This is a genomic window from Dactylosporangium sucinum (genome assembly GCF_014647515.1).
Lineage (GTDB): Bacteria > Actinomycetota > Actinomycetes > Mycobacteriales > Micromonosporaceae > Dactylosporangium > Dactylosporangium sucinum.
The window spans coordinates 1-14,429 of sequence record NZ_BMPI01000022.1; the positions used below are offsets into that span (position 1 = coordinate 1).

At 73.4% G+C, this 14,429-nt stretch carries 12 protein-coding genes and 1 pseudogene; 7 read left to right on the plus strand and 6 right to left on the minus strand.

The features are described 5' to 3' along the window. Window positions 1–221 precede the first annotated feature (221 nt). Together IEZ31_RS22615 and IEZ31_RS59405 are read left to right on the plus strand one after the other, a co-directional pair. Window positions 222–737, plus strand: a complete 516-nt coding sequence (locus tag IEZ31_RS22615) for a sigma-70 family RNA polymerase sigma factor (protein ID WP_268241683.1) — start codon at window positions 222–224, stop codon at window positions 735–737. Continuing rightward, a complete protein-coding gene (locus IEZ31_RS59405) occupies window positions 734–1,591 on the plus strand; it encodes an anti-sigma factor family protein (protein ID WP_229835748.1) in 858 nt (285 codons plus the stop codon). The genes IEZ31_RS22615 and IEZ31_RS59405 overlap by 4 nt, the downstream gene beginning before the upstream one ends. Before the next feature lie 60 nt (window positions 1,592–1,651). Here IEZ31_RS59405 and rarD read toward each other — a convergent pair whose 3' ends face one another. The 3 genes and pseudogenes from rarD to IEZ31_RS22635 all read right to left on the minus strand — a co-directional run bounded on the left by rarD (window position 1,652) and on the right by IEZ31_RS22635 (window position 4,983). After that, on the minus strand, window positions 1,652–2,566 hold the full coding sequence (rarD, locus tag IEZ31_RS22625) for an EamA family transporter RarD (protein ID WP_190251940.1): 915 nt from the start codon (window positions 2,564–2,566) through the stop codon (window positions 1,652–1,654). Window positions 2,567–2,687: 121 nt separating this feature from the next. Next, window positions 2,688–3,068: pseudogene (locus IEZ31_RS22630) on the minus strand (phage holin family protein); the annotation flags it as partial. A gap of 136 nt (window positions 3,069–3,204) precedes the next feature. After that, window positions 3,205–4,983: a type VII secretion protein EccE gene (locus IEZ31_RS22635; protein ID WP_190251942.1), complete on the minus strand. Its 1,779-nt coding sequence runs from the start codon at window positions 4,981–4,983 to the stop codon at window positions 3,205–3,207. Between the two features lie 89 nt (window positions 4,984–5,072). On the opposite strand from IEZ31_RS22635, the gene eccB reads away from it, so the two are divergent. Further along, window positions 5,073–6,080 carry a type VII secretion protein EccB gene (eccB, locus tag IEZ31_RS22640; RefSeq protein ID WP_190251943.1) on the plus strand — a complete coding sequence of 336 codons (1,008 nt, stop codon included), beginning with the start codon at window positions 5,073–5,075 and terminating at the stop codon, window positions 6,078–6,080. On the opposite strand, the gene IEZ31_RS22645 is transcribed toward eccB, so the two are convergent. Further along, window positions 6,074–6,871 (minus strand): DNA adenine methylase, encoded by a 798-nt coding sequence (locus tag IEZ31_RS22645; protein ID WP_190251944.1) that lies wholly within the window; start codon window positions 6,869–6,871, stop codon window positions 6,074–6,076. The genes eccB and IEZ31_RS22645 overlap by 7 nt on opposite strands. Window positions 6,872–7,013: 142 nt before the next feature. Between IEZ31_RS22645 and IEZ31_RS22650 the strand changes: the two genes are divergently transcribed. Both IEZ31_RS22650 and IEZ31_RS22655 read left to right on the plus strand, forming a co-directional pair. Beyond that, entirely contained in the window at window positions 7,014–7,337 is a 324-nt protein-coding gene (locus IEZ31_RS22650; RefSeq protein ID WP_190251945.1) for a WXG100 family type VII secretion target, read from the plus strand. A gap of 17 nt (window positions 7,338–7,354) precedes the next feature. Continuing rightward, window positions 7,355–7,654, plus strand: coding sequence for a WXG100 family type VII secretion target (locus IEZ31_RS22655; protein WP_190251946.1), 300 nt, complete (start codon window positions 7,355–7,357; stop codon window positions 7,652–7,654). Here IEZ31_RS22655 and mycP read toward each other — a convergent pair. Next, window positions 7,630–8,778 (minus strand): type VII secretion-associated serine protease mycosin, encoded by a 1,149-nt coding sequence (gene mycP / locus IEZ31_RS22660; RefSeq protein ID WP_190252049.1) that lies wholly within the window; start codon window positions 8,776–8,778, stop codon window positions 7,630–7,632. The two genes, IEZ31_RS22655 and mycP, sit on opposite strands and share 25 nt — an antisense overlap. 216 nt (window positions 8,779–8,994) lie before the next feature. Here mycP and IEZ31_RS59410 point away from each other — a divergent pair, with 216 nt between their 5' ends. Further along, entirely contained in the window at window positions 8,995–13,146 is a 4,152-nt protein-coding gene (locus IEZ31_RS59410) for an SseB family protein (protein WP_190251947.1), read from the plus strand. Further along, complete coding sequence (locus IEZ31_RS22670; protein WP_190251948.1) at window positions 13,143–13,508, plus strand: UCP033725 family protein; 366 nt, start codon at window positions 13,143–13,145, stop codon at window positions 13,506–13,508. Before IEZ31_RS59410 ends, IEZ31_RS22670 begins: the two co-directional genes overlap by 4 nt. On the opposite strand, the gene IEZ31_RS22675 is transcribed toward IEZ31_RS22670, so the two are convergent. Continuing rightward, window positions 13,505–14,428: an alpha/beta fold hydrolase gene (locus tag IEZ31_RS22675; RefSeq protein ID WP_190251949.1), complete on the minus strand. Its 924-nt coding sequence runs from the start codon at window positions 14,426–14,428 to the stop codon at window positions 13,505–13,507. The genes IEZ31_RS22670 and IEZ31_RS22675 overlap by 4 nt on opposite strands. Between the last annotated feature and the right edge of the window lies 1 nt (window position 14,429).

Sequence of the window (14,429 nt, forward strand, 5' to 3'; positions counted from 1 at the left end):
CGCCGGTCGCGGCCCGCGCTGGTTGGCCTCCAAAGCAAGTTGACCTTGGTGGATTTCGGCCGCCGGGGCGACCGAAATCCACCAAGGTCAACTTGTGGGGCTCGTCGGCTCGACTGGGCCGTGATACGTCCAGTCACATCCGCGACATGTGGTGTGCGGCTGAACCGCTCTGCGTATTAGTGCGTAGAACCAGGTGGAAGGGATCGGAAACATCACGAGGCGTGAGTAGAGACGATGCAGACCTGCTGAAGGCGCTCCATACGGAGCACGGAGACGCACTGTTCGCCCATGCCTTGCGACTGACCGGCGGCGACCGCCAACGGGCCGAGGACCTGGTGCAGGAGACCCTGCTGCGGGCCTGGCAGCACCCCGAGGCGCTCGACCCGGCCCGTGGCTCGGTGCGGGCCTGGCTCTTCATCACCGCGAGGAACCTCGCCATCGACGCATGGCGGCGGCGCTCCGCGCGGGTCGGCGAGGTGTTCACCGACCAGCTGCCGGAAACTCCGGTCGTGGTCGACGAGACCGAGCGCGCGGTGGAGTCCTGGGTCATCGCCGAGGCGCTGTCCCGGCTTTCCCGACCGCACCGCGAGGTCCTGGTCGAGTGCTTCTACCAGGGGCGCTCGGTCGCCGACGCGGCCGACCGGCTGGGCGTGCCGCCCGGCACGGTCAAGTCGCGGACCTACTACGCACTGCGTTCGCTGAAGGTCGTACTGGAGGAGTTGGGGGTGACGCAATGAGGTGTGAGCACCTCCATGACTCAGGTGTCTACGTCCTTGGGGCGCTGTCGCCGCCCGAGCGTGAGGCATACGAGCGGCATCTCGCGGACTGCGCGGAGTGCCGTGCGGAGGTGGCGGAGTTCGCCGACCTGCCGGCCCTGCTCGGGCGCCTGGACCGGAGCGCGGCCGCGGCCATCGCCGACGAGCCGGCCGACTCAGGGTCCGCGCTCGACGGATGGGGCGACGCAGCGCTCGACGGGCCGGGCCAGCGCCCGACGGCTGGGCAAGAGACGGACGCGAACGGCGGCGCGAGGTGGGCCGGGCCGTCCAGCCTCGATCGCTCGTGGGCGGGGCCGATCATGGCGGCTTCCGGCGGTACCGATGCGACCAACGGCCACCGGGTGGACCCCCTGCTGCCTCGGGTGCTCGACCGCGCGGCCCACCAGAAGCGGGCCGACCGGCGGCGGAGGCGCTGGCAGACCGTGGGCACCGCGCTCGTCGCGGCGTGCCTCGGCGTGCTGGGCGTGCTCGGCGTGCGGGCCGCGGGCATCGGCGAGCCGAAGGGGCCGGAGTTCGTCGCGATGGAGGAGGTTGCCGGGTCGGTGCCGGTGACCGCCCGCCTGGCCCTCGAACCCGCCGCCGACGGGACGGTGGTCCGCATGCAGTGTGCCTACCAGGGCGGCGGCTACGGCAAGTGGACCTACAAGCTCGTCGTGGTGCCGAGGTCCGGCCCGGCCGAGGAGATCGACTCGTGGACCGCCGGGTACGGCGACGAGTACGACCTGAAGACCCGCACCACGATCCCGCGCGCCGACATCGCGCGGGTCGAGATCCGCAAGGACGACGACACACCGCTGCTGGCGCTCACCACCTAGAACATTCGTCTCACTCACCGGGAGCGGGCGGTCGTCTCATGAGGCGGCCGCCCATCTCGTTCACACGGCGGCGGGCATTTCCTCGCGCTGGGCCGCGCGCGTGCGGCGGGTCGAGCGGATCGCGTCCCAGGTGAAGATGCCGAGCGCGCACCAGACGATGGCGAAGCCGGCGAGCCGCCCCGGGGGCAGCGCCTCGTGGAAGACCGCGACGCCGAGGATGAGCTGCAGCATCGGCGTGAGGTACTGCAGGATGCCCAGGCCCGACAGCGGCACGCGGTTGGCGGCCTCGGCGAAGAGCAGCAGCGGCACCGCGGTGAGCAGCCCGGCGCCGGCCAGCATGACGGTGTGCCAGGCCGAGACCGTGCCGAAGGTGGACTGGTGGTCGCTGGTCAGCCACCAGAGGTACCCGATGGCGGGCAGCGTCAGCACCGCGGACTCCAGGAACAGCCCTTCGGCGGCGGGCAGGCCGAGCTGCTTCTTGAACAGCCCGTAGCAGCCGAAGGACCCGGCCAGGGTGAGCGCCACCCAGGGCAGCCGCCCGTAGTCGATCGTGAGCACGACGACCGCCACCGCCCCGACGCCGAGCGCGACCCACTGCAGCCGGCGGAGGCGTTCGCGCAGGACGAGCACGCCGAGCAGGATGACGAAGAGGGGGTTCACGAAGTACCCCAGGGAGGCCTCGACGACGCGGTTGGTGTCGACGGCGTAGATGTAGACGCCCCAGTTGACGGCGATGAAGACGGCGGCGGCCGCGACCCCGGCCATCCGCCGGCCGTTCTTGACCAGCTCTTTCAGCGGCCGCCAGCGCCACAGGGCAGCCAGTAGCAGCGCCACCGTGACGAGCGACCAGACGATCCGGTGCGCGAGGACCTCCACGGCACCGGCCGGACGCAGCGCCCGGAAGTACAGCGGGAAGACACCCCACAGGATGTTGGCGGACAGGGCGGACAAATAGCCTCGGCGCAGCGGGTCCACGGCTCAACCGTAAGGGGTGGACGCCTGCCCACCCCTCACCGGGCTACCGATAGTTCTGGTAGTTGCCGTACTGCTGACGGGGCGGCGGCTGCGGACGGCGGTAGTCATCCTTCTTCTTGCGGTCGCGGTCGCCGCGGTCGGGGATGAGGAAGTTGATCAACCAGCTGACGACGCCGATGAACAACGCCCCGAGGATGGCCGTGGGCCAGAACTTGTCGACGTTGAACGCCAGATCCAGCCAGTCGGCAATCTTGCTGGTGAGCAGGAGCAGCGCCCCGTTCACGACGAGCGACACGAGCCCGAGCGTGAGCAGGTACGCCCAGCAGCCGATGGTCTTGATGATCGGACGCAACACCGCGTTGACGATGCCGAAGATCGCCGCGACCGCGATGACCGTGAGCACCTTCCGCCCAGTGTCACCCTCGACGGTGATACCCGGGATCACCAGCGTGGCCAGCCAGACCGTGAACGCGCTCACGGCGAGCCGGATGAGGATTCCCATGCGGGTGATGGTGTCATGGACAAGCCAGCCCGGAACACCCCACTATCACCACTTCCTGGGCAGAAGGCCACCCGGCACTCACCCTCCCCGGCCGGGAGGGCGGGGGTGCGGCTCGTGTTCGGCTCCTGCCGGGAGGTCAGCGGCCGGTGAGCCGGCGCTCGTGCGGGGTCGTGGCGAGGTCGGCCCAGCGGACGCAGTGGCCGGTGACGACGATGGCCAGCATGTCGGGGCCGACCTTCGGGAGCCACGCCGCCGACTCGTTCAGGCCCAGCGCGTCGGCGGCGAGAGCGGCCTGCGGTCCGGGGAGGGACTGGAGGATCACCAGGTCGGACGCGCGCAGCGCCTCCGCGTCGGCCGGCTCGAGGTGCGGGCGGGCCAGCAGGGTCGTACGCCACGGCCGCGACGGCGGCGCCGGCCCGCTGTCCACCACCAGCAGTTGCGGGCGAGCCGGCGTCGGGTCCGGGAGCGGTTGAGCGCGGTCGGCCGCCTTGATCGAGACCGAGCTGCCCAGACGACCCAGGAACGGTGCCCAGGCCCCCGGGTCGGCGGACTGGATCACCACGTCCGCACCGGTCGCGGCCGCTCGCATGATCAATTGCTGGGCGCAGCGGAGCCCGGTGATCAGGGTCACCCGGGTCGGGAGATCGCGGAACAGGCGGATCGGGACCGGGCCGCCATGGCGGTCCAGGCCGAGCACCACCCCGGCCCGTCCAAGGACCAGCCGCGACTCCACGGCTGCCCGGCCGCCCTCCGAGCGACTGCCGGTTCCTGCCGCCGGGCGGCCGCCGGGTGCCGAGCCGGTCGCTGTGGCGGCTGGGCCGGTCACCGCGGCGGCTGGGCCGGTCGCTGTGGCGGCCGAGCCTGGCGGCAGGCGGTCCGTGCTCAGCAGGCCGGTCAGCGCGGCCGTCGGTCCGGTGGCGGCGGCGCCGAACGGGAGGGTCGCGGTCAGGCCGTCGAGCTGGGTGCCGTCCAGGCGGCGGATCCGGGTGCCGTCTGCCGTCGCTGCTTGTCGCAGTGCCTCCTCCGCTCGATGCAGGGCCGCGGCCGAGCCTGGTGCCGAGCCTGGTGCCGAGCCTGGTGCCGAACCGCCGTCCGCCGGCACGGTCAGGCGGACGACGACGTCGAGCGCCGGCGTGCGGGACGTGACCGTCAGCGCCACCGCCGTGGTCGACGTCGGGATCGACGTCAACGTCTCCAGGAGCGAGCCCTGACCTTGGGCTGCCACTCGGAACGCAGCATGGACGTGGGTGGCCGCCTCGACCGCCGAGCGGGTCTCGACGAGCGGGGCAGGCGGCGACGTGCAGTGTGCGGACTCCTCGAAGGCCGACAGTGCGGACCGCGCGGGCAGCGGCCGGGCCGGGACGCCGGAGCGCTCCAGCTGGCGCACCGCACGGCGGAGCGCGGCCCGCAGCGCCTGGTCGAGCGTCTGGCGGGCGTAGCCACCCGAGCGGCGGGCGCGCACCGTCAGCAGCACCCGCTGGCGAGCCGGGACCCGAGCACCCGTCAGCGAACGGTGTGCGGCGTCCTCCGCCGGCGGCACGGTGATGATCAGCAGCTGGAGGCGGATCTCCGGGGCATCGTCCGCGGCCGAGGGCAGCAGGGTCGCCAACGGCGGCAGCGGGGGTAACGGCTCGCTCGTCAGCCCCGCCGCGTCGCCGAGCTCGACCACCGCGGCCAGGCCGTCGACGTCCTCCAGCACGGCGACCTCGGCGCCGTCCAGGTCGGCCGGGGTCAGCGCCGCGCCCGGGTGGAGCCGGGCCAGCAGCGTCGCGGCGTCGCGGGACGGTGGCAAGGAGCGGCGGCGGGTCGGCAGCGGGGTCAGCAGGGCCGCGGCGAACGGGACGGCCAGCAGCGGCCAGAGCGACGCCGCGGCCCACGCCGTGGCCAGGGCGGCCAGCGCTACCTGGGCCGACACGATTCTTGCCCGCAGCATTACATCGCCCCCCACCGATGTCGTTCGCCGCCTATCGTATGTCCCCGGTACGACACTTTCTGGAGGACCGGATGGCGTCGCAGCAGGAGCAGGTGCACTCGTACCAGTTCGGGGTCCAGCGGGTCGTCGCCGCGCTCGTTGCCAGGGAGACCGACCCCGCGCAGCCGCCGTTCCGGCGGCTCGCCGGAGCCGCGCTCGTCGGAGTGCTGCTCGCGGCCGTCGGGGTCGGCGGGGCCGCCGCCTATGCGCTGCTGCGGCCCGGCGACACCAGCGACTGGCGGGACGACAAGGCCCTCATCGTCGAGCGGGAGTCGGGCGCGCTGTTCGTCTACCGCGAGCCGCGCCTCCACCCCGTCCTCAACCAGGCCTCGGCGTTGCTGCTGCTCAACGCGCCCGACGCGCACACCGTCACGGTGAGCCGGGCCCGGCTCAGGAGCGCGCCGCGCGGGGCCGTGCTCGGCATTCCGGGTGCGCCGGCCTCGTTGCCGCCCAAGGACCGCCTCCGGACCGAGCCGTGGATGGTGTGCTCAACGCCGGACGGGTCGGTGGTGTTCATCGGGGACCGGCCGGGGAAGGGGCAGGCGCTCGGCGACCGAGGGGTCCTCGTGGCCGGTTCGTCGCACCAGGTGTACCTCATCTGGCACAACCAGAAGCATCTGGTGCGCCAGCCGGGGGCGCGCTCGCAGGTCAGCGTCGGGCAGGGGTTCCTGCACGCGGTTCCGTCCGGTGCCGACTTCGACGGCGTGCTGCCGTCGTTGGTGGACGATCCGGGCGCGGCGATGTGCGTCGATGACCAGATAACGACCGCGGTCGAGCTTCCCGATGTCAAGGGCGGCGTGCCCACGGGCGGGGGAGACACGGTTGTCGTGCCGCCCGGCGGCGGTGCCCTCGTGCGGACCGACACCGGGGTGCTCAGCCTGGTCACCGACCTCGGGCGGCGGCACACCGTGCCCGGCGAGGACGTGCTGCCGGTGCTCGGGTACGCGGGGCAGGAGCCCGTCACCGTGCCCGCGGCGCTGCTCGGGCTGCTGCCGGCCGGGCCCGCGCTCGATCCCGTCCTGGCCGGGCGGTCTCAGTAGTTGGTCAGTACCAGATCTGCCGAATCGCGGGCGGATGCGCGGAGGTTGATGTCCCGCCGGGTGGCCATCCGGACGGCGGTGAAGCCCTGATAGATGCGGCGGGTGGCGTCCGTGTCACTGTTGGTCATGGTCAGCAGCACGCCGCGCGCGGAGGCCTCGCGCATCGCGGCGGCCAGGCGCTCGTGGTCGGCCTCGTGGAACTGACCCGGCGTGTACCGCTTGAAGTCGGCGAACCCGCCCTCCGGCAGGTACGGCGGATCGAGGAACACCCAGTCGCCGGCCGCCGCCTCCCGCAGGGGCTCGGCGAAGTCGCAGCGGCGGATGTCGACGTCGATCAGCGCCTTGGCGGCTGCCAGGAGCGTTTCGCGGTTGTAGTACGGGCGGTCGTAGGCGCCGTACGGAACGTTGAACCCGCCGCGGCGGTTCACCCGCCACAGGCCGCGGAACGCGGTCTTGTTCAGGTAGATGACCCGCGCGGCGCGGCCGAGCTCGTCGAGGTGCTCGGGCTGCTGGGCGCGGACGCGGGCGAACTGCTCCGGGGTGTTCGGCAGCGCGTCGAGGCGCTCCATGACCGCCTCCGGGTCGGCCGCGACGGCGCGGAAGCAGGCCACCAGCTCGGGATTGGCGTCGGACAGGACGGCCTTCGCCGGGCGGAGCTCGAAGAAGACCGCCGCGCTGCCCATGAAGGGCTCCCAGTAGCGGCCGGTGAACCGGGGGGCCATCGCGACCAGGCGGGCCGCGTAGCGCGTCTTCCCGCCAGCCCACTTGATGAACGACCGGCCCTCCGTCATGCCGCCATCTTAGGTGCACTCGTTCTGATGCATCAGATTTGATGCATGGAGTTATCCACAGGCTCGGAAAGGGTCTGGTGATCGATCGGCTACGGCCAGTACGGTCCAGGCATCGATCGGAATCGAGGAGACGGGGAGTTTCATGGCGCAGACCACGCAGGCGCAACAGGCGGAGCTCAATGCCGCCGCGCAGCGGTTCGAGCAGGTCAACGGAGAGTTGCAGAGCATGCTCTCCACGCTGATGCGGGAGCTCGAGATCACGCGCAGTGGTTGGCAAGGGGCCGGCGGGCGGTCGTTCGAGGCGGTCAAGCAGGCGTGGCGGCTCGACCAGGAGGCGCTCAACAAGAACCTGCTCGAAACCGCGGCCGGGCTCAAGTCCGCCGGGCGCAACTATGCGGCCTCCGACGTCGAGGCCGACGCCCGCCTGCGGCGGGTTGCCCGCACCGACCTGTCCGCGCTCGGCTGAAGGCGGAGGAGGACGTCATGGACGACATGCTCGTGGTCAACTTCGGTGCGATGGAACACGCCGGTCAGTCCCTCCAGTCCGCGCTCAACACCCTCAATGCGCGGCTCGACGAGGTCTCCCAGCTCGGCCGCCGGCTGACCGGGGGCTGGCAGGGCGAGGCCCGCGAGGCGTATGCGGCCCGGCAGGCCGGCTGGGAGCGCGCCGGAAGCGACCTGGCGCTGATGCTCAAGGACATCAAGGTCGCCCTGGACGAGTCGATGCAGCGGTACCTCGACACGGAGCACCGCAACCGTCAACTGTTCCCCGGCGCGCGCTGAACGGCGGGTCGCCAGTGGCGGCGGCGGGCTCGCGGCAGCGCGATCGCGGCCGCTACCAGCAGGAGTGCGGTCGCCAGCAGCGCGGCGGCCAGCGGCAGGGCGCCCGTCCGAGGCGCGGGGCCGGCGGCCGGGTGGGGTGCCGGCGCGTAGACCCCTGGCGATCGCGAGGGCGGCCCGGCCAGCTCCGTCAGTGCCCGCAGCGGGTTGAGCCGGCCGGCGCCGTAGCCCGCCGCCCCGCCGCCGTCCGCGGTCGCCCGCAGCTGCTCGGCGACCTCGCGGGCCGAGAGCTCAGGGCGGTACTGCAGGAGCAACGCCGCGGTCGCGGACACGAACGGTGTCGCGAAGCTCGTGCCGTCGCCCGCCCGCAGCCCGGCCGGCGGGAACGTGCTCACGATCCCGGCTCCCGGCGCGACCAGGTCCACGTAGTCACCGACCTGCGACGACGGCAGGCGCTCGCCGGACTCGTCGACGGCGCCGACGCCGATGACGCCGTCGTACGCCGCGGGATAGGGCACCGGGTTGCCCTCCGCGTAGCGGTTGCCGGCCGCCGCGACGACGATCACATCCCGCGCCAGGGCGTCGGCGACGGCGGCGCGGACGGCGGGGTCGTCGCGGTACAGCACGAGCGACAGGTTGATCACCCGGGCGCCGCCCTCGACCGCCTCGCGGATCGCCGTCGCCAGGTCGGCGGGGGTGCCCCGGCGGCCGTTCTCCAGCTCGACCAGTTCCGTCACCCGCAGTGCGAGGATCGTGGCTCCGGGTGCCAGGCCGCGGAAGTCGACGCCGTCCGCGGGGCGTGCGGCGATGATGCCGGCCACAGCGGTACCGTGGCCGACGCAATCCAGCCGGGAAAGGCCTCCGTCGAGGTGGTCGGGGCCAGGCTGGACGGCGTCGTGCAGCTGGGGGTGCCGGGCGTCGACGCCGGAGTCGATCACCGCGACCGTCACTCCGTGGCCGTCGGCCAGTCGGACGAGCATGCGTTGGTCGTACCGCTGCTGCAGCCATGGCGTTCCGGCCGGTTCCGGACGACTGGTGGGGCTCGGGCAGGCGGCCGGGGCATGCGCGCCGGCCGGCGGGGCCACGAGGCACGCCACCACGCTCAGCAGGGCCGCCAAACCGGACATTCGGCGCCCCCGAGGCATGACCCGATCGTAGGCGCTGGTCCCGCCCGGCCACAGACGTCGTGCTGATGCCGCGAATGAGACAGCGTTGTGATCGAGCGCCCGGGGATCGCTATGCTGGCCGGAGCGCTTGCCCGCGTCGCTCCCCTCGGATTGCCGTGGCCATATAGGTTAGGTTTCGGCGACGCGGCGGTTTCGAGCCCGACAAGGGGGGTGGCCGTGACCGAATGGGAGCCGGCCACCGAGGCCGAGGCCGCCATGCGTGATGCCCTGCGCGCGAACGACCAGGAGCAGTATTTCCGCATCCTCGCGCGCACCGACGTCCTGCTGCCGATCGCGCCCGACGCGCCGCAGCTGCCCGGCCCCGGCGACTCCGGCTGGGGCACGTGGACGACCGACGGCCGCACGCACGTGCTCGCGTTCACCTCGCCCGCCGCGCTGCACGAGTGCCTGGCCGGTCACCCCGGCACCCATCGGCGCGTGCCGTTCCGCGACCTCGCGACCATCTGGCCCAACGTCGACTGGTGGCTCGCGGTCAACCCGGGCCTTCCCATCGAGGGGTATCTCCCGAGCTGGTTCGTCACCCAGATCAGCCGCGGCGACGTGCGCCTCCCGGGCCGCACGCTGGGCGCTCGCGCGCGCATGGAGCAGGCCACCAACCGCACCCGCGCGGTCGCCCAGGTGCCCGTGCGCTCCGTGCCCAACCAGCCGGCCCCGACGCCGATCGAGCGCCAGCGGATGAAGGCCGAGCAGCAGGCCCCCTCCGCGCCGACGTCCGCCCCGCCGGCCGTTCCGCCGCGCCGCGAGGTGCCCCCGCCGGATGTGGCGCCCCCCGGTGCGTTCCTGCCCACGCGGGCGGATCGTCCGGTCAACTTCGACCGGACGATGGGGGCTCGTTCGGCGCCGCAGACGCCACCACAGGCCCCCGTCTCGCCCCCGCCCGACAGTCCGGCGCGCGGGCGGGCCGCCTTCCCGCGCCGCGGGCTGTTCGACGAGGACGATCACCGGTCGATCGACGTGCCGGGGGAGAAGGAGCTGTTCGGCGACCTGCCACGGCGGCCGGGCGGCGAGGGAGACCTGCCGCGCCGGCCCAGTGGTGAGGGAGACCTGCCGCGCCGGCCCGGCGGTGAGGGCGGGCTGCCGTCGCGTACGCCCGGCGTGTCCGACTCGCCCCGGTTCGCCGGTTCTGCTGGGCCGCCGCCGGCCGAGGAAGGGGATCCGCGGCGGTACTGGCCGCGGCGTGACCCGGCTCGGAGCCTCGGCGAGGTGTACACCGAACACGCCGATCCCGTGCTCCCGGCCGCTTGGCAGCCGCCGCCGGACCTGCCGAAGCTCGGCGGGCCGCCGTTGCCGACCCGGCAGCCGCAGGCCCAGCCGCCGGCCGCGTTCCGGCCCGGTGAGGCCGGGCCGCTGCCGTCGCGTCCTGATGGGCGGCCTGGCGAGGGGCTGTTCGGGTCCCGGTTGGGCGAGGACCGCCCGTTCTCGCAGGGCGGGCGACTGCCGGGCCGTCCGTCGACGCTCGGCAGCGGTGGTCCGCTGCCGCCGCGGCCGGCCGCGCAGCCGGCTCCGGGAGAGGCCAACCAGGCCGGCGGCTCGCTGCCGCAGCGGCCGGGCGCGGCCGATGATCGTGGATTCGGTGCGGGTGGTTCGCTGCCGTCGCGCGGTGGCCAGGGCGATGACCGCAGCTTCGGTGCCGCGGCTTCGGTGCCGTCGCGTGCTGCCGAGGACGATGATCGCGGGTTTGGCGCCGGTTCTGCGCTGCCGTCGCGTGCTGCCGAGGACGCTGATCGCGGGTTTGGCGGCGGTCCGTCGGTGGCGGCGCGTCCTGGCGAGGATCGCGGGTTCGGCGGGCTGCCCTCGCGGGCGGCTCGGGGCGACGACGCGGCGGCGTCCGGAGGGTTCTTCGGGGCCGCAGAGGCGCCGGCGAGCGAGCAGACGCAGCCGCTCGGCTGGAACGGCCCGGGCGACGTACGGCCGGCCAGCCTCGCCAAACCCCCCAGCCGCGCGCCCGAGGCCCGGCCGGCCGACGAGCCGCTGCCGTTCGACCGGCCGGTGTTCGACCGGCCCGGGTTCGGCCGGCTCGACATCGAGCAGCCCGAGGCAAACGAGTCGTCGGCGCAGCCGTTCGGAGAGGTGGCGTCGCGGGCCCGGGCCGCCGGGTTCGGGGACAGCGACCTCGATCAGCATCCGTTCTTCGCCGACGAGCCCGACCTTCCGCGCGCCGACCGCCAGTCGGCGTTCTTCGGGCCGTCGACCAGTGACGCGGAGTTCGGGCTCCCGGGGGCGTTCCGGTCCGAGCCGCCGGCCCCGCACCTTGCCGAACCTCCGGCGCCGCACTTTTCCGAGCCGCCGGCCGTCGCGCCGTCGCCGGCCGCGCCGCCGCACCTCGCCCAACCGCCGAGCGCGGTGCCGGGCGTGCCGCCGCACCTGGCCGAGCCGCCGAGCGCGTCGCGGTTCGGGTCGCCGTCGGACGAGCCGTCGAGTGTGTCCTCGCGGTTCGGGTCGCCGTCGGGTGCCGAGCCGCACCTTGCGCAGCCGGGTGCCGCGGAATCGTCCGCCGTGCCGCCGCACATGGCGCAGGGCACCGGCCCCGAGCCGTCGTTCTTCCCTTCCGCGGGCGAGTCCGGATTCTTCGGGTCCGGCAGCGAGTCCGGCGGCAGGTCGCTGTTCGGCAGCCGGAGCGACCGGTCGGCCGATGCGCAGCTGGACGGTCCCACCGAGCCGGTCGAGTACTCGGGGCAGGTCTCCTTCTCCGCCGGCGTCGACGCGCTCGCCCACGGAACCAACGGCGACGGTGACTGGCGGGAGCCGTCGCCGGAGCTGCGGTCGTTCTTCGAGACCGGGGCCGCCGAGCGGGCGCAGCTGGCCGACCAGCAGGAGCCGGTGAGCCGGCCGGGCGAGACCGTGTACGAGCCGGAGATCGTCGACGGAGCCCCCGTGCGGCTGCACGAGGAGATCGTCGATGCCGAGGTTGTCGTCTCCGCCACCGACTCCGACACCGGCAGCTGGCCCGTCGGGTCCTGGCAGGCGACCGCCTGGCGGCAGACCGCGCCCCGGGAGACCCCCTGGGAGGAGCCCGCCGCGACCACGCCACCCGCCGCGGCGTTCCAGGCCCAGCCCAGCACGGCGTTCCAGGCCGAGCCGGTCTTCCAGCCGCAGCCCGAGCCGGATCCCGAACCGGCCCACGAGCCCGAACCGGCCTACGAGCCGGAGCCGGCCTACGAGCCGGAGCTGGCCTACGAGCCCGAGCCGGCCTACCAGCCCGAGCCGAGCCTCCAGGCCCGGCCCGAGCCGCAACCGGTCGCCGACTGGCAGCCCCCCGCACCTGAGCCGCCGGTGAGCCCGGCCCCCACCAGCGTCGGCCCGGACGCCGCGCCCCCGAGCGCCCCCAAGCGGCTCGACCCGGCCGCCGTCGCGAGCTTCCAGCCCGCCAACAGCACCGAGCAGGACCTCTTCGAGGCCGTCCAGCAGAACAACACCGACCGGTTCCTCTCCACGCTCCTGCTGGCCAAGGTGCTCGTGCCCTACTGGGACGGCGAAGGCACCATCGAGCCGCAGAACTGGCGGACCGAGCACATGAACGGCGTGCCGCACCTCGTCGTCTTCTCCTCGCAGGAGCGCATGGAGGACCGGCTCGGCGAGGACGCCCTCGGCAGCTGGATCAAGTTCACCCGCCTCATCCGCCAATGGCCGCCCGGCGACCAGCTGGCGTTCGCGATCAACCCCGAGTCCCCGGCGGGCGCGGTGCTGCCCGGCACCGAGGTCGTCCAGCTCGCGACCTGGGCGGCCGAGATGGGGCTCGGCGTCGACGAGCCCGAGCAGCCGGCGCCGGCCAGGCGGGAGGAGGCGGCCCAGCCGCGGCCCGCGTTCGAGCCGCCGTCGTCCGGCGGGCGGCTGGTGATGCAGAAGCCGATCTCGCCCGAGCAGCTCAGCTACTACCTCGAGCGCAACTACGACCGGGTGTCCGGGTTCGTGCACCGGGCGAGCGAGGTCGGGCACCTACAGACGCCCGACCAGCTGTACAACGCGCTCGGCCTCGGGTATGCCGGGTCGAGCTTCAAGCCGGACGCCGACGAGTCCTACGTGCTGCGCTGGATCGCCTACCGCGGCGACCTCTACCGCATCCCGTACGGTGGGTCGTCGCAGGAGGCCATGCGGGCGATGGAGGGCTGGGTCATCGAGCGCCCGCCGTTCCGCGGCAACGGCTTCGCGCCGAGCGAGACCAGCGACGTCATCGCCGAGTTCAAGGTCGACAGTGCCCGGCTGCCGCACGACGCCGAGCTCTGGCGCCTGCGCCGCGACGGCCGGCAGGAGCTCATCGCGCGGCTCGACGCCGACGGCCCCAACTGGCGGAAGAACGGAGCGCTGTGATCCGTGACGGGTACGCGGCCCGGTGGCGCGGCGCCGAGTACGAGGCCAGCCCGGACGGGGACGACGTCCGCCTGTACCGGCCCGACCAGGCGGACGGGTTCGACGAGGTGCGCCCGGGGCGGTACCGCCGGATCGTCGCGCTGAACGAGGTCGACGAGCTCGTCTATGTGCGGACCACCTGCTTCTGGCGCGGTCAGCCGTTCATCGTGCTGGGGGAGCACGACGGGTGGCTGCGCGTCGAGTACACGGGCGGGCGCGCGCCGGTCGCCGCGGAGCTCAACCTGGAGGAGTTCGACTACGGCGTCTACCAGGGGTGGGCGCCGCGGGCCGAGGTCTCCGAGCTGCGCGAACAGCGAGTTTAGAGGCCCTTCACCCAGCGCAGGATCTCCCCGGTGACCAGCTCCGGCTGCTCCAGGTGCGGGAAGTGGGACGCGTCGGGGAGCAGCCGCCACTCGTACTCCGCGAGCACGTAGCGCCCCGAGCCCTGCGCGGTCCTCGGCAGTACCGCCGGATCCAACGCCCCGTGCAGTTGCAGCGTGGGCGCGGTCAGCGGCTGCTGCAGCAGCTTGACGAAGCGGTAGCCCTGCAGGCGCAGCGTCGCCCGCACGGCCCACCGGTAGGTCTCCAGCGCGCAGAACGCGGCCTGCGGGATGCGCATCGCCTCGCGGCAGCACCGCTCGTAGTCGGCAAATGTCTCGGAATTCACCCAATCGGGTGAACCCCACATTCGTAAGTAATCACCCACGAGTGCGGCGTTGTCGCGGGTCAGGATGTGCTCGAAGCGCGGCACCTGGAACTTCAGCACCGGCTTCGCGGCGGCCAACTGCCCGCGCGGGTCGGTGGCCAGCGCCGCGCGCAGCCGCAGCGGGTGGGCGGCGCCGAGCACGACCAGCCGCCGGACGAGCTTCGGGTGGAACGCGGCGGTGGTCCACGCGATCATGCCGCCGTAGCCGGCGCCGACCAGGTACGCACTGCGCTCGCCGAGGGCGCGGATGAGACCCGCCACATCGCCCGCCATCGTGTACCCGTCGTAACCGCGCGGTGGCTTGTCGCTCGCGCCGTAGCCGCGCAGGTCGATCGCGACCGCGCGGAAGCCGGCGTCGGCGACCGCGGCGAGCTGCTGGTGCCAGGCGTACCAGAACTCGGGGAACCCGTGCAGGAACAGCACCATCGGGCCGGTCCCGGCCTCCACGACGTGGAACCGCGTGCCGTTGGCGCTGACGAACCGGTGCGACCACGGCCCGTCGATCATGACGCAGGTGTCGTCAACCACGGGGTTCATG